The organism is Pseudomonas grimontii (genome assembly GCF_007858185.1).
In the GTDB taxonomy this organism is placed as follows: Bacteria; Pseudomonadota; Gammaproteobacteria; order Pseudomonadales; family Pseudomonadaceae; genus Aquipseudomonas; species Aquipseudomonas grimontii.
The window spans coordinates 741098-759555 of the sequence record NZ_VFES01000001.1 but is presented as its reverse complement, the minus strand read 5'-3'; the positions used below and the strand labels follow the sequence as shown (position 1 = coordinate 759555).

Annotated in this window: 17 protein-coding genes and 1 pseudogene; 7 read left to right on the top strand and 11 right to left on the bottom strand. The window is 61.3% G+C overall.

Features of this window, described 5'->3' with window-relative positions; genetic code table 11:
- Nucleotides 1-118 precede the first annotated feature (118 nt).
- The 7 genes from pcaG to pcaR all read right to left on the bottom strand — a co-directional run bounded on the left by pcaG (nt 119) and on the right by pcaR (nt 6824).
- Entirely contained in the window at nt 119-685 is a 567-nt protein-coding gene (pcaG, locus tag FIV39_RS03635; RefSeq protein ID WP_090408314.1) for a protocatechuate 3,4-dioxygenase subunit alpha, read from the bottom strand.
- A 1-nt stretch (nt 686) separates the two neighbouring features.
- On the bottom strand, nt 687-1391 hold the full coding sequence (gene pcaH / locus FIV39_RS03630; RefSeq protein WP_027604405.1) for a protocatechuate 3,4-dioxygenase subunit beta: 705 nt from the start codon (nt 1389-1391) through the stop codon (nt 687-689).
- Nucleotides 1392-1408: 17 nt separating this feature from the next.
- Nucleotides 1409-2611: a 3-oxoadipyl-CoA thiolase gene (gene pcaF / locus FIV39_RS03625; protein ID WP_186731502.1), complete on the bottom strand. Its 1203-nt coding sequence runs from the start codon at nt 2609-2611 to the stop codon at nt 1409-1411.
- Nucleotides 2608-3387 carry a CoA-transferase subunit beta gene (locus FIV39_RS03620; protein WP_090408319.1) on the bottom strand — a complete coding sequence of 260 codons (780 nt, stop codon included), beginning with the start codon at nt 3385-3387 and terminating at the stop codon, nt 2608-2610. The genes pcaF and FIV39_RS03620 overlap by 4 nt, the downstream gene beginning before the upstream one ends.
- Nucleotides 3387-4244 (bottom strand): CoA transferase subunit A, encoded by an 858-nt coding sequence (locus tag FIV39_RS03615; protein WP_090408323.1) that lies wholly within the window; start codon nt 4242-4244, stop codon nt 3387-3389. The genes FIV39_RS03620 and FIV39_RS03615 overlap by 1 nt, the downstream gene beginning before the upstream one ends.
- Nucleotides 4245-4495: 251 nt before the next feature.
- A complete protein-coding gene (locus FIV39_RS03610; protein WP_090408325.1) occupies nt 4496-5836 on the bottom strand; it encodes an MFS transporter in 1341 nt (446 codons plus the stop codon).
- Between the two features lie 145 nt (nt 5837-5981).
- Nucleotides 5982-6824: a pca regulon transcriptional regulator PcaR gene (gene pcaR, locus FIV39_RS03605; RefSeq protein WP_012722667.1), complete on the bottom strand. Its 843-nt coding sequence runs from the start codon at nt 6822-6824 to the stop codon at nt 5982-5984.
- Nucleotides 6825-7389: 565 nt separating this feature from the next.
- On the opposite strand from pcaR, the gene FIV39_RS03600 reads away from it, so the two are divergent.
- Together FIV39_RS03600 and FIV39_RS03595 are read left to right on the top strand one after the other, a co-directional pair.
- On the top strand, nt 7390-7590 hold the full coding sequence (locus tag FIV39_RS03600) for a hypothetical protein (RefSeq protein WP_003172389.1): 201 nt from the start codon (nt 7390-7392) through the stop codon (nt 7588-7590).
- A 312-nt stretch (nt 7591-7902) separates the two neighbouring features.
- Nucleotides 7903-9379, top strand: a pseudogene (locus tag FIV39_RS03595) (inorganic phosphate transporter).
- A 151-nt stretch (nt 9380-9530) separates the two neighbouring features.
- Here the strand turns inward: FIV39_RS03595 and ccoM are convergent.
- Entirely contained in the window at nt 9531-9647 is a 117-nt protein-coding gene (ccoM, locus tag FIV39_RS33695; protein WP_010563588.1) for a cytochrome c oxidase subunit CcoM, read from the bottom strand.
- A 143-nt stretch (nt 9648-9790) separates the two neighbouring features.
- A complete protein-coding gene (locus FIV39_RS03590) occupies nt 9791-9985 on the bottom strand; it encodes a hypothetical protein (protein ID WP_131697188.1) in 195 nt (64 codons plus the stop codon).
- Between the two features lie 96 nt (nt 9986-10081).
- On the opposite strand from FIV39_RS03590, the gene FIV39_RS03585 reads away from it, so the two are divergent.
- From FIV39_RS03585 to FIV39_RS03575, 3 genes are all read left to right on the top strand, one after another.
- Nucleotides 10082-10954: a LysR substrate-binding domain-containing protein gene (locus tag FIV39_RS03585; RefSeq protein ID WP_090408336.1), complete on the top strand. Its 873-nt coding sequence runs from the start codon at nt 10082-10084 to the stop codon at nt 10952-10954.
- Nucleotides 10955-11043: 89 nt separating this feature from the next.
- Nucleotides 11044-11514 (top strand): RidA family protein, encoded by a 471-nt coding sequence (locus FIV39_RS03580; RefSeq protein ID WP_090408339.1) that lies wholly within the window; start codon nt 11044-11046, stop codon nt 11512-11514.
- Nucleotides 11511-12692 carry an aminotransferase class V-fold PLP-dependent enzyme gene (locus FIV39_RS03575; RefSeq protein ID WP_090408343.1) on the top strand — a complete coding sequence of 394 codons (1182 nt, stop codon included), beginning with the start codon at nt 11511-11513 and terminating at the stop codon, nt 12690-12692. The genes FIV39_RS03580 and FIV39_RS03575 overlap by 4 nt, the downstream gene beginning before the upstream one ends.
- Here FIV39_RS03575 and FIV39_RS03570 read toward each other — a convergent pair.
- Complete coding sequence (locus tag FIV39_RS03570; protein WP_090408346.1) at nt 12689-13030, bottom strand: aspartate-semialdehyde dehydrogenase; 342 nt, start codon at nt 13028-13030, stop codon at nt 12689-12691. The genes FIV39_RS03575 and FIV39_RS03570 overlap by 4 nt on opposite strands.
- A gap of 218 nt (nt 13031-13248) precedes the next feature.
- On the opposite strand from FIV39_RS03570, the gene rapA reads away from it, so the two are divergent.
- Nucleotides 13249-16095 (top strand): RNA polymerase-associated protein RapA, encoded by a 2847-nt coding sequence (gene rapA / locus FIV39_RS03565; RefSeq protein WP_090408349.1) that lies wholly within the window; start codon nt 13249-13251, stop codon nt 16093-16095.
- A 181-nt stretch (nt 16096-16276) separates the two neighbouring features.
- Here rapA and FIV39_RS03560 read toward each other — a convergent pair whose 3' ends face one another.
- Nucleotides 16277-17623, bottom strand: a complete 1347-nt coding sequence (locus FIV39_RS03560; RefSeq protein ID WP_090408353.1) for a spinster family MFS transporter — start codon at nt 17621-17623, stop codon at nt 16277-16279.
- Between the two features lie 252 nt (nt 17624-17875).
- On the opposite strand from FIV39_RS03560, the gene FIV39_RS03550 reads away from it, so the two are divergent.
- Nucleotides 17876-18241 (top strand): YkgJ family cysteine cluster protein, encoded by a 366-nt coding sequence (locus FIV39_RS03550; RefSeq protein ID WP_090408358.1) that lies wholly within the window; start codon nt 17876-17878, stop codon nt 18239-18241.
- The last annotated feature ends 217 nt before the right edge of the window (nt 18242-18458 follow it).

The window sequence follows — 18458 nt, the reverse complement described above, 5'->3', positions numbered from 1 at the left end:
GCAACAACCGGAGGTAGTTGCAAGCAGCAAGCTATAAGCTGCAAGAGAAAAACCGACGCGGTCACTGCTCTTCCTTGTAGCTTGCAGCTTGCAGCTTGAAACTTGCCGCTGCTACCGATCAATAATCGAAGAACACCGTTTCCTTATCTGTCCCCTGCAAAATCACATTCCACTGATGCACCCCAGCCGCATCCGGCTTGGCAATCAAAGTGCCGCGCCGCTCGGCAGGCACACACGCCAGCAACGGGTCATCCCCATTCAACGCCTCGCCATCGAAATAAATCCGCGTGAGCAGGTGCTTCACCAAGCCACGGGCAAACACCAGCACCACCAGGTGCGGCGCCTGGGTCGTACCTTGCAGGCCTGGCACGCTGCCCGGCTTGATGGTGGTAAAGCGGAAGCGCCCTTCGGCATCCACTGGCACCCGGCCAAAGCCTTCGAAGTTCGGGTCCAGCGCCTTGTCCTGCTCATCTTCAGGGTGGTCGTACTTGCCGGCGGCGTTGGCCTGCCAGACTTCGAGCATGGCGTCGTTGACAACATCACCGTTGCCGTCCACCACTTGCCCGCTGATCGCCACGCGCTCGCCGAGGGTGGCGGCGACGGTCAAGTCTTCGCGGTTCAGCCAGGTCAGGCCGATGTGGTAGTACGGCCCGACGGTGTGGGACGTGGTCGCGTTGAGTGTCATCTCATTTCTCCATCGGCGTGGCGTCGCGGCCGCGCAGGACGATGTCCCAGCGGTAGCCGAGGGCATAGGAAGGAATGGTCTTTTCCAGATCGAAACGGGCGATCAGGCGTTCCTTGGCGCTGGTATCCGGTACGCAGTTGTAGATCGGGTCATATTCCAGCAGCGGGTCGCCGGGGAAATACATCTGCGTCACCAGGCGCGTCAGTACGCTCGGGCCGAACAGCGAAAAGTGGATATGCGCCGGACGCCACGCGTTGTGGTGGTTGCCCCACGGGTAGGCGCCGGGCTTGATGGTCTGGAACTGGTACCAGCCATCGGCGTCGGTGACGGTGCGCCCGGTGCCGGTGAAGTTCGGATCCAGCGGCGCATCGTGCAGGTCACGCTTGTGGTTGTAGCGACCGGCGGCGTTGGCCTGCCAGATCTCCACGAGGATACCCGGCACCGGCAGGCCGTTTTCATCCAGCACGCGGCCGTGAATGATGATGCGTTCGCCCAGGGGCTCGCCGTCGTGTTGGGCGGTGAGGTCGTTGTCCTTCTCGCTGACGCGTTCGGCGCCGATGGTCGGGCCGGTGATTTCCGACAACGAATGGGGCAGGAACACCAATGGCTGGGACGGCGAACGCAGGTTCGTCGACTGGTAGGCCGGGTGCAGGTAATCAGGCTGAGTGCCCGCTTGCGGGCGCCGGTAACCGGGCTTGTCACTCATGGAGCAGTCCTCTCTTATTAGATGCGTTCAATCGCCAGGGCCAGGCCTTGGCCGACGCCCACGCACATGGTCGCCAGGCCTTTACGGCCGCCGGTTTTTTCCAACTGATGCAGGGCCGTCAGTACCAGCCGTGCACCGCTCATGCCCAAGGGGTGGCCAAGTGCAATGGCGCCACCGTTCGGGTTGACCTGGGGTGCGTCGTCGGCGATGCCCAGTTCACGCAGCACCGCCAGGCCCTGGCTGGCGAAGGCTTCGTTGAGTTCGATCACATCGAAGTCAGTGACGGCCAGGCCCAGGCGCTCCACCAGCTTGCGCACCGCCGGCACCGGGCCCATGCCCATCACCCGTGGCGCGACAGCGGCACTGGCCATGCCCAATACGCGGGCGCGGGCAGTCAGGCCGTGTTTTTTCACTGCTTCGGCAGACGCCAGAATCAGCGCGGCCGCGCCGTCATTCACACCCGAGGAATTGCCGGCGGTGACGGTGTTGTCCGGGCCGTTGACCGGTTTGAGTTTGGCCAGGGCTTCCAGATGGGTGTCCCTGGGGTGCTCATCGTGCTCCACCACGGTTTCGCCTTTTTTATGGACGACCCGCACCGGTACGATTTCTTCGGCGAAGAACCCGGCAGCCTGGGCGGCGGCGGTACGTTGCTGGCTGCGCAGGGCAAAGGCGTCCTGGTCAGCGCGTGAAACCTGGTAGTCGTCGGCGACGTTATCGGCGGTCTGCGGCATGGCATCCACGCCGTACTGGGCCTTCATCAACGGGTTGATAAAACGCCAGCCGATGGTGGTGTCTTCCAGCTTCATGTTGCGCGAAAACGCCGCATCAGCCTTGCCCATCACGAACGGCGCACGGGACATCGACTCGACGCCACCAGCAATCGCCAGCTCCATTTCGCCGCTGGCGATGGCGCGAAAAGCGGTGCCGATCGCATCCATGCCCGAGGCGCACAAACGGTTGAGGGTCACCCCCGGAATGCTCTCCGGCAGGCCGGCCAGCAACAGCGCCATGCGGGCGACGTTGCGGTTGTCTTCACCGGCCTGGTTGGCGCAGCCGAGGAACACCTCATCAACGGCCGACCAGTCAACCGAAGGGTTGCGCTCGATCAGTGCCTTGATCGGCAAGGCCGCCAGGTCATCGGCGCGCACGGTGGACAGGCCACCGCCGAAACGGCCGATGGGGGTACGAATGGCATCGCAGATAAATACTTCGCGCATCAGGCTTCTCCCGGTGCTTGGCCATGGGCGGCGGCTGTGCGTGCTTCGAGGTCACGCAGGGCAGTCAACTCGACTTCGCTCGGCTCGGCGGTGGTGCTGACCTGCTCGGCAAATCGAATCGCCCAACCGGTGGCCGCTACGACTTGCTCGCGGGTCACGCCCGGATGGAGGGCGGTGACCACGAATTCATGGGTGCCCTCTTCCGGCTCCATGATGCACAGGTCGGTAATAATGCCGACAGGACCGGCACCCGGCAGCCCCAGGCGTTTGCGCGAATCGCCGCCTTCGCCGTGGCCGACCGAGGTGATGAAGTCCAGTTTGTCGACAAACGAACGGGACGACTGCTTGAGGATAATCAGCACGCTCTTGGCCGAGCCGGCGATTTCCGGCGCGCCACCAGCACCCGGCAGGCGCACCTTGGGGTGGTGATAGTCACCGACCACGGTGGTGTTGATGTTGCCGAAGCGGTCGACTTGCGCGGCACCGAGGAAGCCCACGTCGATACGCCCGCCCTGCAGCCAGTAGCGAAAGATCTCGCCAGTCGGCACCACGGTGTCGGCGGTTTCCGCCAGTTCGCCATCACCGATCGACAGAGGCAATACGTTGGGCTTGGCGCCAATCGGGCCGGACTCGTAGATCAGCACCACATCCGGCGACGAGGTCAGGCGTGCCAGATTGGCGGCCTTGGACGGCAGGCCGATGCCCACAAAGCAGACGGAGCCGTTCTTGAGGCGGCGCGCGGCGGCGACGGTCATCATTTCATTGGTCGAGTAAGCCATTACTTGGCCTCCTGCTGTGTGGTCAGCTTGGCCTGGAATTCACTGAAATCGGCAGTGCCGTGGATGTATTCGTCAATCCAGGCGGTAAAGGTCCCACGGTCGCGGGCGATTGGGTCCCACGCCTGGTAGAAGCGGTTATCACGCTCGTTGTAGCCGTGAGCGTAGGACGGATGTGCACCACCGGGTACATGGCACACTGCGGTCAGGGCCCAGGTCGGCAGCACGCAGCTGTTCATCGGCGCGTTCAGGTCATCGACGATTTCTTCCACGGTGACGATGCAGCGCTTGGCCGCCAGGGCCGCCTCCTTCTGCACGCCAAGGATGCCCCAGAGCAGCACGTTGCCCTTGCGATCAGCCTTTTGCGCGTGGATCACGGTGACGTCCGGACGCACCGACGGCACCGCTGCCAGCACTTCACCGGTGAACGGGCACGTCACGGTCTTGATCAGCGGGTTGACCTTGGGCAAGTCGGAACCCGCGTAGGCGCGCAGCACCGCGAATGGCAGGCCCGATGCGCCGGCGACGTAGGCATTGGCCAGGTCGGCGTGGCTGTGTTCTTCGATTTCCAACGGTTGCGGCCATTGCTTCTCGACCGCGTCACGCAGGCGATGCAGGGAGCCTACGCCGGGGTTGCCGCCCCAGGAGAAAATCAGCTTGCGAGCACACCCGGCGCCAATCAACTGGTCGTAGATCAGGTCAGGCGTCATACGCACCAGCGTCAGGTCTTTCTTGCCCTGACGAATGATTTCATGACCCGCTGCCGTCGGGATCAGATGGGTGAAGCCTTCCAGTGCGACAGTGTCGCCGTCGTTCACGAATTGCTTCACCGCGTCACGCAGCGCAAGAATTTCAGCCATGGGGTTGGGCTCCCGGTGTGGATCGAAAAGGCGCAGAGGTGGCGCCGAAGTGCTTGAAGATTAAGCCGGGGAAATGGGCCAAACAATCCGATAATCGACTCAGCGTTCGATTATCGAACAGATTGTTGTCTAGCTAATCTTCTATGTGGGAAGGGGCTTGCCCCCGCTAGCTGGGTGTCAGTTAACAAATTTACCGGCTGATCCAACGCAATCGGGGGCAGGCCCCCTCCCACATTTAAACCCTGCCAAGCTCAGGTGGCATCCGCATGGCTGACCATGCCTTTGATGACAACGGCTGCCGTGGCCAATGCGGCCGGAATCACCAGGGCGGTGAGCACCTGCTCGAAGTTCCAGCCCAGGCCCAGCAAGGTGGCGCCCATCCACGCGCCAAGGATCGCGCCGAAACGACCGATGCCGAGCATCCACGACACGCCGGTGGCGCGGCCTTGGGTCGGGTAGAAGCGTGCGGCCAGGGACGGCATCGCCGATTGCGCACCGTTGACGCACATCCCGGCGACCAGCACCAGGGTGGCCAATAGGGTGATATTGCCCAGGCTCTGCCCTACCGCGTAGGCAAACACCCCGGCCAGCAGGTAGAAGGTGCCGATGACCTTGTGCGGATTGAACCGGTCCATCGCCCATCCCACGCCGACCGCGCTCAATACGCCACCAAACTGGAACAGCGCCCCGATGAAGGCGGCCTGCTCCATGCTGGCGCCGCTGTCGCGCATCAGGGTCGGCAACCAGCTGGTCAGCAGGTACACGATCACCAGGCCCATGAAGTACGTCAGCCACAGCAGCAAGGTGCCGGCGCTGTAGGTGCCCGAGAAAATCACCGCAAACACGTTGCGCGCCTTGACGGTTTTTTGTTCGGGCACGCTGAAGGCGGTGGCCTGGGCGACGATAGAGGGTTCGATGGGCAACAGGGTTTTGCGCACCTTGTCGGTACCGCGGTTGCGCACCACCAGGTAACGCGCCGACTCCGGCAGCCACACCAGCAGAACCACTGCGAGGATCAAGGGCAGGATTCCGCCGATCAGCAGCAGGCTATGCCAGCCGAACGCCGGGATCAGCTTGGCCGAGATAAACCCGCCACCGGCCATGCCCAGGTTGAAACCACAGAACATGCTGGTCACCAGCAGCGACTTGTGACGTTCGGGGGTGTATTCAGACAACAGCGTGGTGGCATTGGGCATACCCGCACCCAGGCCCAGGCCGGTGAGGAAGCGCAGCACCAGCAGTTGGTCGACATTACTGCTGTAGGCCGAAGCCAGGCTGAACGCGCCAAACACCAGCACTGCGCCCACCAGCACCACTTTACGGCCGAAGCGGTCGGCCAGCGGCCCGGAACCCAACGCGCCGAACACCATGCCGATCAACGCCGCACTCATCACCGGGCCAAGGCTGGCGCGGTCGATGCCCCAGTCCTGGGACAGCGCGGGCGCGATAAAGCCCATGGCAGCGGTATCGAGGCCATCGAGGAAGACGATCAGGAAACACAGGATCACCACGCGCCATTGATAACGGGACAGTGGCTGGGTGTTGATAAAGGACTGCACGTCCAGGGTGGTACCGACAGAAGGCTGATTCATTATTCTTATTCCACACCGATGGCGGGCCAACGGCCTGGGGCCGTCATTATTATTGGGGCGCCCTCAAGAGCGCTGCCGCACAGTAATAAGCCGGGGGAAACATCGTCAATTCATCAAGCGGGGATCTGTGCGGTCACCGAACACCTTAGGCAAACAGCTGCGCACTCAACTCACGGCTGGCACTGAGCATGCTCGGCAGGAAACGCTGCTCCAGCTCGCTGCGGCTGACCCGCCCAGCGTGGGTGCTGACATTGAGCGCCGCCAACACCTGGCCCGACGCGTCATACACCGGCACGGCGATGGAGCGCAGGCCCTGTTCCAGTTCCTGGTCGACAATGCACCAGCCCTGCTGTCGCACTTGTTGCAGGCATTCGAACAAGGCTTCGGGGGTGGTCAGGGTACGGCTGGTCTTGGTTTGCAGGTCGGCGTGGTCGAGGTAGTCCTGCAGCGAGGCGTCATCCAATGCGGCGAGCAGGATGCGGCCCATCGAAGTGCAGTAGGCTGGCAGGCGCCCACCCACCGATAGATCCACGGAAATCAGGCGCTGGGTGGTGGCCGAACGGGCGATGTAGAGGATGTCGTCGCCTTCGAGGGTGGCCATGTTGCAGGCTTCGTGAAGCTGCTCGCTCATACGGTCCAGATAAGGCTGGGCCGACACCGCCAATGGCGTGGATGACAGGTAGGCATGGCCCAGGGTCAGGACTTTGGGCAGCAATGAATAGGTGCGCCCATCGGTGGTGGCGTAGCCGAGTTTGATCAGGGTATGCAGGCAGCGGCGTACGGCGGCGCGCGGGATCTCGGTGCGGTGGCTGATCTGGGCGATGGTCAGGTGGCGCTTGCGCTCCTGGAACGCCTGCACCACGGCCAGGCCGCGGGCCAGGGAGGTCATGAAGTCCGGGTCACCGGTAAACGCCTGGATACGCTTGGCTGGCGAGGCAACGATCGGTGGCGCCGCTGACGCGAAAGAGTTGCGCAATTGATCGTTCATGCCAGGTTCCTTTCTCTTATTGTCAACCGCAGGGGATTGGGCGGCAATTACAAGCCGCGCCGGCCGTGATGCACAAGGCAGGCCCAGCAACATCGGGCGATTATCGGACAATCATGCGATTATCGCAATTTGGCGCCGTATCTGCGCCGCCGGTCTCACGATCATGTGCCCTGGCAAAGTTAAGGCGGTCATTTAAATGGCCTGATCCCTTGTTGAGTTTATGACGCCAGAATTTCAGCAAATACTGACGTGTCCGTGTAACAAAACGCTCACACAAAGTTGACGCTTTTTAACTTTATGCCGATAGTGTTATTCAAATGCGCCGCTATAATGCACCCTATGCGGAGGTCAACCCGGTTTCATTATCGGGGCCGGATCTCGCAAAACCATGCACAGGCCGTGCATGGACGGTCGCAACTACCTGCCTGGAATGACTGCCACAACAGTGGCCTCTCGTTTCTATTTCAAACTTGAACACTTCATGGGTTCAATTTGGAACAGCCCGAGGACAGTATTCAGGCATAACGCTGCTACGTATTTACACTCAACTCAATTAGGTAACAATGTGACGAAAGATGAACTGCGCGCGGAACTTGAGCGCCAGGAACAACGTTACAAGGATGTTTACGGCGGAGAAGTCACCACCTACGCCGCCCAGCCTGAACCTGAACGCAAACCATGGCGCAAGCGAGCCAGCCTGCTCGACCAGGCATTTGCCCAGGAAATCCAAAAGATTGAACAGGAGCTCAAGGCCGAAGAGCCATAAGCGTTTCGGATTGAGCCCAGGGTCCCGTCTGGAATGCTGCCACTTAGCCAGCTTCCAGGCGACCTGAATCCCACCATCACCTGTAAAATTTCATACAAATGTTTCAAGTATGACGATTGGGTGACAAAACCGTGTCTTTTCAGCCCTGCACTTTATAAATCAAAGACTTGCCAAAGCCCCGAAAACCCTGGGATAGCCAGCTTTCGCCCATGCCGATTCAATGAAGATTGTTACCGATGAGCAGCTAGTGCATCGATTAGCGAGGTTTTCTGGCATAATCGCGCCCCCTTACGACCGGGTCAGAAAACCTTCATGATCGATTTATTCAGCGGACTGGATGCTTGGGTTCTAGTGAGCCTGTTGCTCGCCCTGGCCTTTGTCCTCGCCTTCGAGTTCATCAATGGCTTTCATGACACCGCTAACGCGGTGGCCACAGTCATCTATACCAAAGCCATGCCGCCGCATCTGGCCGTGTTCTTCTCCGGGGTGTTCAACTTCCTCGGCGTGTTGCTCGGCGGTGTCGGTGTTGCCTACGCCATCGTGCACTTGCTGCCCGTGGAGTTGCTGATCAATGTGAACACCGGCCATGGTTTGGCGATGGTCTTCTCGTTGTTAGCCGCAGCGATCACCTGGAATCTGGGCACCTGGTACTTCGGTATCCCCGCGTCCAGCTCCCACACGCTGATCGGTTCGATCCTCGGTGTCGGCCTGGCCAATGCCCTGATCAACGACATCCCCCCTGGCTGACGGCGTGAACTGGCAGAAGGCCGTCGATATCGGCGCATCCCTGGTGTTCTCGCCCATAGCCGGCTTCCTGGTCGCAGCCCTGGTGCTGATCGGCCTGAAATGGTGGCGCCCGCTGTCGAAGATGCACAAGACCCCGGACCAGCGCCGCAAGCTCGACGACAAAAAGCACCCACCGTTCTGGAACCGCCTGGTCCTGGTGATTTCGGCCATGGCCGTGAGTTTCGTGCACGGCTCCAACGATGGCCAGAAAGGCATCGGCCTGATCATGCTGGTGCTGATCGGTATCGTGCCGGCGCAGTTCGTACTTGACCTGGGCAGCACCACCTACCAGATCGAGCGCACCCGCGACGCCACGTTGCACCTTAACCAGTTCTACCAGCGCAACCACGAGACCCTGGGAGAGTTCCTGGCCCTGGGTAAAAGCGTGAAAGACGACCTGCCAGGCAAGTTCCGCTGCAATCCGCAGCAGACCGAGCCCACCATCAATGCCTTGCTGGATACCTTGAAAGGCGTCTCCGACTACCATTCGCTGAGCGCCGATCACCGCATCGAAGTGCGTCGCTACTTGCTGTGCCTGGACGACACCGCGAAAAAAGTCGGCAAGTTGCCGGGCCTGGAAGCGCGTGAGAAGTCCGACCTCGACAAGCTGCGCAAAGACCTGACCGCCACCACCGAGTACGCGCCGTTCTGGGTGATCCTCGCGGTCGCACTGGCCCTGGGCCTGGGCACCATGGTGGGTTGGAAGCGTGTGGTACTGACTATCGGTGAGAAGATCGGCAAGCAGGGCATGACCTACGCCCAGGGCATGTCGGCACAGATCACCACCGCCACCATGATTGGCTTTGCCAATATCTTCGCCCTGCCGGTCTCCACTACCCATGTGCTGTCTTCCGGCGTAGCGGGCACCATGGTCGCCAACAAAAGCGGTCTGCAAGGTGGCACGGTCAAGACCATCCTGATGGCTTGGGTGTTGACGCTGCCTGCGACCGTAGGCCTTTCGGCCGGATTGTTCTGGCTGGCCTCCAAGGCACTGGGCAACTGATAGCAAGGCGCTGAAAAAAAGGTGCGGCCTCTGTGAGGACCGCACCTTTTTTTATGGATCAGAATTAACCGACTTCATTAAATACCAGGCAAAAAAAAGGGCGACCGAAGTCGCCCAAAATGCCTTGCGTGCTCATGTAACCCGGAAAGACCTAAGGTTTTTTACGCTTGTTTGCGTCTTTCCAGATAAAAAATCCAAACCCTACAAAAAACAGCACCATGAGGCCTACAGTCAGCACTCCGGCGAATACCACATTATCTATAAACATGACCGGCCTCCTGCACTTGCCTTGTTGCGATAGGGCTAAGTTAATGGAGAAGGCGGATTGAAAAATTGACGGGGATCAATGTCGCCCGCAACGGGGCGTAAAGAAGGGTAATAACTGACCTGCATCAATAGATGCAGGTCGTTTTAACGCTTTTTGGGTTTGTTCTTTGATTTTTTCTTGGCTTTGCCTAACGGCATCGCCTGTTCAAACGCCTGGCGCACTTCATTCAGGCGCTTGTCATTAAGGTCATGCACCCGCTTGGCGCGTTCGGCGTTCAGGTCGATCAGCTTGTCGTCATCACTCATGGCTTGGCTTACGTCGTGGCGAGTAAGGCTCAATAATGCGGGCTCCTGCGCCCGACGGCAAATCAACGCGCGACAAAAGACAGGCCGTCGACCAAAATCGGCATTTCCCCCTCCAGGAAGCGCATTCAGGTGGCACTGCACAAGGATCTTCCGCCGTTGCTGGCCCTGCGCGCCTTTGAAGCCGTGGCCCGGCACTTGAGCTTTATCAAGGCAGCGCAGGAATTGTCCGTGACCCAGAGCGCCCTGAGCCATCAGGTGCAGAAGCTCGAACAGCATCTGGGTAAACCACTGTTTATCCGACGCACCCGCGCGATCGATCTGACGGCAGACGGCCAACAGTACTACGACGAAGTCCGTCCAGCCCTTGACGCCATTGCCGCCGCGACCCGCGCCCAACGGGTGCTGCCCAGCGCCACGGTGTTACGGGTCGGCCTGCTGGCGTCTTTCGCCACCCTGTGGTTGGCGCCGCGCCTGGCCGGTTTTCTCAACCGCTATCCGCATATTCAGGTGGAGTTGCTGCCGGCGATTCAACTGGCCAACGTCGCCGCTGCTGAAGTCGACCTGGCCATTCGCTACGGCAAAGGCGATTGGCCCGACGTGCAGGCCACCCGACTGATGCCGGAAGTGATCTCACCGGTGTGCAGCCCGGCGTTCAAGGCCAGCCAAGCGCACAACGGCGCACTGTTGATGGCGACTTCGCACCGGCCTTTTGAGTGGACGGATTGGTCTCGTCATTATCAAATCGACCTCAAGCAGCACCCTCGCGTCATGCTCCACGACTACAACATCGTGGTCGAAGCCGCTGTGGCTGGCCAAGGCATTGCCATGGGCCGTCACCGCCTGATCCAACGCAGGCTCGAGGACGGCAGCCTGGTGGAAGCCTTCGATTGGCCGCCCTATCACAGCGAGATAGGCTACTGGTTAATTGCGCCGCACGGCCCTGCCAGTGACGCCGCGCGGTGTTTCAGCGAGTGGTTGAAGGACATCTGCAGCGACACGTGAGTCATTTCGATACGTCGGATGAGATCTATCCGTTTGTCGACAATCCCCCTGCCCCACATGCTGAGACCTCCTGACCAAGAGGATTCACCATGAGCGACTCCCTGCGCCACCGCGTGCAAGCCCTTGGCCTGACGCTGCCATCTCCCAGCCAGCCGATTGCCAACTACATCAACCACGTGGTCAGCCAGAACCAGTTGTTTATCTCCGGGCAAATCCCGCTGATAGACGGCAAGCCCGCCTATGTGGGCCGCCTGGGCGAATCCCTCAGCGAGGAAGAAGGTGTCCAGGCAGCAGAGCTGGCTGCACTGGGCTTGCTCGCACAATTGAGTGATGCCCTGGGTGATGACCTGTCGCGCCTGGTGCGCATCCTGCGCCTGGGGGTGTTTATCGCCAGCAGCGGCGAGTTCCAGCGCCAGGGCGCGGTGGCCAATGGGGCGTCCAACCTGCTGGTGAATGCCCTCGGCGAAAAGGGCCGTCATGTGCGCACAGCAGTGGGTGTTTCCAGTCTGCCGGCCGGCGTGGCGGTGGAGGTTGACGCGATTTTCGAGTTGCAGCCGTGAGCCCGCTTGAAGTGCAACATCTGCGCGAGGGTACTCCTGGCTGCCAATCGGGCATCGTGCACTTCAACCATGCCGGTGCGTCCTTGCCGAGCCAGGCAACCCTCGATGCCATCATCGATCAACTCCAACGCGAAGCCCGCGACGGCCCGATGGAGGCCGGCGAGCAGGGCGCGTTGCGGGTGGAAGAAGCCCGCCGCGCGGCCGGGCAGTTGCTCAACGCGCCCACCACTTCCATCGCCTTTGCCAGCAGCGGCTCGACCGCCTGGAGCATGGCGTTCCAGGCCCTCGGCCCGTGGCAGCCGGGTGATCGCATTCTAGTAGGGCGCCACGAATGGGGCGGCAATCTGGCGAGCATGGAGTTGGCGGTGCAAGCCGGCGCACGGGTGGAAGTCATCCCCTGCGATGCCTCCGGCGCGGCTTGCCCCGTGGCATTGGAAGCCATGATCGATTCAAGCGTAAAGCTGATCGACCTCACCTGGCTTCCCGCCAACGGCGGCCTGATCAACCCCGCCCAGGCCATCGGCGAAGTGGCCAGGCGTCATGCTATCGCCTACTTTATCGACGCCGGCCAAGCCGTCGGCCAGGTGCCGGTGGATGTGCAGGCGTTGCAGTGCGATGTGCTCAAAGCGGCCGGTCGCAAGCACCTGCGCGGGCCACGGGGGACAGCGTTGCTGTATGTGCGGCCGGATTTCCTCCCGCACCTGAACCCTGCCCAACGCGACGTGTTTTCCGCCCCCTGGACCGCCGACGGTTTCGACCTGCGCAACGACGCCCGACGCTTTGAAACCAGCGAGGTGTCCTTTGCCCTGTTGGCGGGCCTGGGCAATGCGCTGCAGGAGATGAATCGGCTGGGTATCGAGCGTGTGTGGGAAAGTGTCACGCAAACCAGCAGGCGAATCCGCGAAGCATTGCGTGAGATTGCGGGTATTTCCCTGCATGACCTGGGCACGGTTCAATCAGGCTTGATCGCCTTCAACCTCGCCGGCTGGGATGCCTTCGAACTCAAACGGCAATTGGGGTTGAAACGGATCAATATCGGCGCCAACGGCATGGCCTATACCCCGTTGGATATGCAGGCCCGTGGCCTGACCAGCATTGCGCGGATCTCCGTCAGCCCGCTCAACAACGATCACGACATCGCGTTGCTGATGAAGGCCCTGCGGGAACTGCGTGGTTAAACCTCGACGTCCACCCACAAGCCCTGGCGCGGCGCGTCTTCGATCAGCGGCACGACCGGTACGGTGTTGTCGGCATTGAGCATGTCGCCCGGGATCGCCAAGTGCTGGTCCGGGTCTTCATCGGCTTCGCGCCGGCGTTTCTGTTGTTCCTGCTGGCGGCGTTGCTCTTCGCGCAGCAAAAAGGTCGACTGCTCGGCATCGCCCTTTTTCAGGTCGATGGTGCTTTCGTTGGAGCCCGCTTGCACGGGGACCACAGGCGGAATATCGGGTTTCTGGCGGACCGGGTCGAGTTGCGACGTAACCGGTACAACGCTGACGGGCAGCATAGGTGGAAGCATGATAGTTGTTCTCCTGTCAGCAGGCTGTCGGCGGGCCGGGTGGCGACTTGAGCGCAGGTTCGCCAACCTGTGACCCAGTCGACACTCACAAGTGCCCGCCACCCGTCGATTCCGCACTCACCCAGCCACTCAAACAGAGTAGTTTTTGTCAGAGTCCTTGGGCGTGGGGCCTTGTTCCGTTAACATAGTCGGCTTTTTCACGGCGGGAGTCAGGCAGCATGGCGCAGCAGTATCAACCGGGGCAACGCTGGATTAGTGACAGCGAAGCAGAGCTGGGGTTAGGCACCGTTCTGGCACAGGACGGCCGCTTATTGACCGTGCTCTATCCGGCCACTGGCGACACCCGCCAGTATGCGCTACGGAATGCGCCCCTCACCCGCGTGAGGTTCTCGCCGGGTGACTCCATCACCCATTTCGAAGGCTGGAAAATGACCGTGCAGGAAGTCGACGACGTCGACGGCCTGCTGGTCTACCACGGCCTCAATGGGCAGAACGAGCAGGTCACCCTGCCGGAAACCCAACTCTCCAACTTTATCCAGTTCCGCCTGGCCAGCGACCGTCTGTTCGCCGGGCAGATCGACCCGCTGGCCTGGTTCTCGCTGCGTTATCACACCCTGGAACACACCAGCCGCCAATTGCAATCCTCGCTGTGGGGCCTGGGCGGCGTGCGTGCGCAACCTATTGCCCACCAATTGCATATCGCCCGTGAAGTCGCTGACCGTATCGCACCACGGGTCTTGCTGGCGGACGAAGTGGGCCTGGGCAAGACCATCGAGGCCGGCCTGGTAATCCATCGCCAACTGCTCTCGGGCCGCGCCAACCGCGTACTGATCCTGGTACCGGAAAACCTGCAGCACCAGTGGCTGGTAGAAATGCGCCGCCGCTTCAACCTGCAAGTGGCGCTGTTCGATGAAGAACGCTTTATCGAAAGCGATGCCGCCAACCCGTTCGAAGACACCCAACTGGCCCTGGTCGCGCTGGAATGGCTGGTGGACGATGAGAAGGCCCAGGACGCGCTGTTTGCCGCCGGCTGGGACCTGATGGTGGTCGACGAAGCTCACCACCTGGTCTGGCATGAAGAAAAAGCCAGCCCGGAATACGCGCTGGTCGAGCAGCTTGCCGAAGTGATTCCCGGTGTGCTGCTGCTCACCGCCACCCCGGAACAGCTGGGCCAGGACAGCCACTTCGCGCGCCTGCGCCTGCTGGACCCGAACCGTTTTCACGACCTGCACGCCTTCCGCGCCGAGAGCGAGAACTATCGCCCGGTGGCCGAAGCCGTGCAGGAACTGCTCGACAAGGGCCGCCTCTCCCCCGCCGCGCACAAGACCATCCAAGGTTTTCTCGGCAACGAAGGCGAAGCGCTGCTGACCGCCGTCAACGATGGCGACGCCGAAGCCAGCGCGCGCCTGGTGCGTGAGCTGCTCGACCGCCACGGCACCGGCCGCGTGCTGTTCCGTAACACCCGTGCCGCCGTGCAGGGCTTCCCGGAGCGTAAGCTGCACGCCTACCCGCTGCCGAACCCGGACGAATACCTCGAGTTGCCTCTGGGCGAACACGCCGAGCTGTACCCGGAAGTCAGCTTCCAGTCGCAACCGGACGTCGACGAAGAAAACCGCTGGTGGCGCTTCGACCCGCGTGTCGAGTGGCTGATCGACCAGCTGAAAATGCTCAAGCGCACCAAGGTCCTGGTGATCTGCGCCCACGCCGAAACCGCCATGGACCTGGAAGACGCCCTGCGCGTACGCTCCGGCATCCCGGCCACGGTGTTCCATGAGGGCATGAACATCCTCGAGCGTGACCGCGCCGCTGCTTACTTCGCCGATGAAGAATTCGGCGCCCAGGTGCTGATTTGCTCGGAAATCGGCAGTGAAGGCCGCAACTTCCAGTTCTCCCACCACCTGGTGCTGTTCGACCTGCCGTCCCACCCCGACCTGCTGGAACAGCGGATCGGCCGTCTGGACCGGATCGGCCAGAAGCATGTGATCGAACTGCACGTGCCGTACCTGGAAACCAGCCCGCAACAGCGCCTGTTCCAGTGGTACCACGAAGCGCTGAACGCATTCCTCAATACCTGCCCGACCGGCAACGCCTTGCAGCATCAGTTCGGCCCGCGCCTGCTGCCACTGCTGGAAAATGCCGACGACAGCGAGTGGCAAGCGCTGATCGACGAAGCCCGTGCCGAGCGCGAGCGCCTGGAACAGGAACTGCACACCGGTCGCGACCGCTTGCTGGAGCTCAACTCCGGCGGCGCCGGTGAAGGCGATGCGCTGGTGGAGGACATCCTCGAGCAAGACGACCAGTTCGCCCTGCCGATCTACATGGAAACCCTGTTCGACGCCTTTGGCATCGACAGCGAGGACCATTCGGAAAACGCGCTGATCCTCAAGCCGAGCGAGAAGATGCTCGACGCCAGCTTCCCCCTGGGCGACGACGAAGGCGTGACCATCACCTACGACCGTAACCAGGCGCTGTCCCGCGAAGACATGCAGTTCATCACCTGGGAACACCCGATGGTGCAGGGCGGCATGGACCTGGTGCTGTCCGGCTCCATGGGCAACACCGCCGTGGCGCTGATCAAGAACAAGGCGCTCAAGCCAGGCACCGTGTTGCTGGAACTGCTTTACGTCAGCGAAGTAGTGGCCCCGCGCGCGCTGCAATTGGGCCGCTACCTGCCGCCGGCGGCACTGCGTTGCCTGCTGGATGCCAATGGCAACGACCTGTCCGGCCGCGTCTCGTTCGAAACCTTGAACGACCAGCTGGAAAGCGTGCCACGGGCCAGCGCCAACAAGTTCGTGCAGGCCCAGCGCGATCAACTCACCCCGCGGATCAACGCCGGTGAAGAGAAGATCACACCGCGTCACGCCGAACGTGTGGCCGAGGCCAAGCGTCGCCTGGCGGCAGACACCGACGAAGAACTGGCGCGCCTGACCGCGTTGCAAGCGGTCAACCCGACCGTACGCGACAGCGAGTTGGTTGCCCTGCGCAACCAACGCGAACAAGGCTTGGCCATGCTGGATAAAGCGGCGCTGCGACTGGAGGCGATTCGGGTGTTGGTCGCCGGTTGATTACCGCCCTGCCCTGTTGAATAGAGGCCCGCGCAATGCGGGCCTTTTTTATTCACTTGAGAACCCCGTTGGCGTTGCGGGCCTCATCGGGGGCAAGCCCCCTCCCACATTGATCAGTGGTCGACATGACAACTCGGTCAACTGTGGGAGGGGGCTTGCCCCCGATGGAGTCACCGCGGTTTCAAGCCGTCGCTGCCGCAGCCGGCACCTCAACAGCCACCAATCCCTCCTTCATCCGCTTGGCATCACGCACAAAACTGCGTGACGCCTGGAACAGAAACAACATGGTCAAAAACAGCGCCACCGGAATCAGGTACATGGCGTCATGCAAGCCCACCGCCTTGTAAGCCTCGGTCATCTGCTCCGCCCCCGCCGCGTACATCGCCGAATGGGCAAAATGGTCGGACAACCCACCCACCACGATTGGCCCCATGCCCCCGCCCAGCAAATACAAACCGGCAAAGAACAACGCCATCGCCGTGGCCCGCAAGCGAGGCTCGACCACGTCCTGGATCGCCGTGTACACACAGGTGTAGAAGTTATACGCAAACAACCAGCCCACACTGAACAACGCCACAAACACGCCGATCTCGATACGCCCGGCATGCAAGGCCCAGGCGGTGGTGACGGTGGAGATGATCAGGCTGCACGCCGCAAACAGCAGTCGGCCATTGGCAACGCGTTGATGGATCTTGTCGGCAATCCAGCCACCCAGGGTCAGGCCCACCAGGCCGGTCAACCCGACGATCACCCCAGTGGCGACCGCCGCGTCCTGCAGCGGCATGAGGAAATAGCGCTGCAGCATCGGCACCAGGAACGAGTTGCACGCGTAGGTGGCGAAGTTGAAGCACAATCCGGCCAGCACCAGCCACAGGAAAGTCGGCACGGCCAGCACGCGGCGGATCGGGCGATCGACGCGCTCCTGGGAGACTTGTACGGCTTCGGCGGCGCCGCGCTTGGGTTCCTTGATATAGAACATGAACACCGCAAGGATCAGCCCCGGCACGGCGGCGATAAAGAATGGCGCGCGCCAGCTGTCGAACGCCTTGACCATCCAGCCGATTGTGAAGAATGCCAGCAACAGGCCCAAAGGCAGGCCCAGCATAAAGATCCCCATGGCCCGGGCACGACGGTGCGCCGGGAACAGGTCGCCGATCAGCGAGTTGGCGGCCGGCGCGTAGCTGGCCTCACCGATACCGATGCCCATGCGCACCAGCAAAAACGTCCAGAAACTGCCGACCAAACCGTTAACCGCTGTCAGCCCGCTCCACGCGAACAGACCCCAGCCCATCAGCTTGCTGCGCGAGCCGGTATCGGCCAGACGCCCCAGCGGCAAGCCGGCAATCGCGTAGACGATGGTGAACGCGGTGCCGATGATGCCGAGCTGGAAGTCGCTCAAGTGCCATTCCATGCGGATCGGCTCGATGATGATCGCCGGAATGGTGCGGTCGAAGAAGTTGAACAGGTTGGCCAGGAACAGCAGGAACAGAATGCGCCAGGCATTCGCCGCTTGGGTCGAGTTCTGCATGGGTCCGTCTCTTTTATTGTTATGAGAGCTGCGATGCCCGATGCATCCTGCCCGGTACGTGCAACATAGTCAGGCGGGCCGTGGTTGTCTGTAATGATTCGTAAAGCTGATAGGGCATGATTTCGCCCGGAGCCAGGGGACTTTGCCGACAAAAATATAAGTGCACGCCCCTCTTCCCAACGGCCATGACCCGATTAGAATGGCGAGCCTTCCCGTCGTACCCCACTCTTACTTTTCTTATCGATGACGCCCATGTCCGAAGCCAGTCCGTGTCTGAGTTGCGGTGCCTGCTGTTCCTACTTCCGTGTGTCTTTTTTCTGGGGTGAGTGCGCCTCATCGGGCGGCACGGTGCCCGATGACCTGGTGGTGCAGATCAATCCGACCCGCGTGGCGATGATCGGTACCGACCAGAAGCCCGCGCGCTGCTGCAGCCTTGAAGGCGAAGTCGGCAAAGGCACGAGCTGCTCGATTTATGAGCAACGCTCAAGCCCCTGCCGAGAGTTCGATGCATCCTGGAGCCAGGGTGTGCAGAACGTTGATTGCGATGCTGCCCGGGCCGCATTTGGGCTGCCCCCCTTGGAGCAACCTTTTGAACTGAACCTGCCCATCAGCGCTTAGCATCAAACGCTATTGGCGCCATGTCAAAATCGCAGCAAGCAAAATGCCATTATCGAGCCACTGGGTATTGCGCCATGCCTGCCATGACTTGAGCCGCTCCGGATCCAACTGCGTAGTCAGGCCAATCCGCTGACGTCGAATCTTTGGCAATTCGCCATCATTTACCTAAAGATCGCCGACAAACGGCCGATTCATCAGAGTCCGGCCAGGTTTTTCC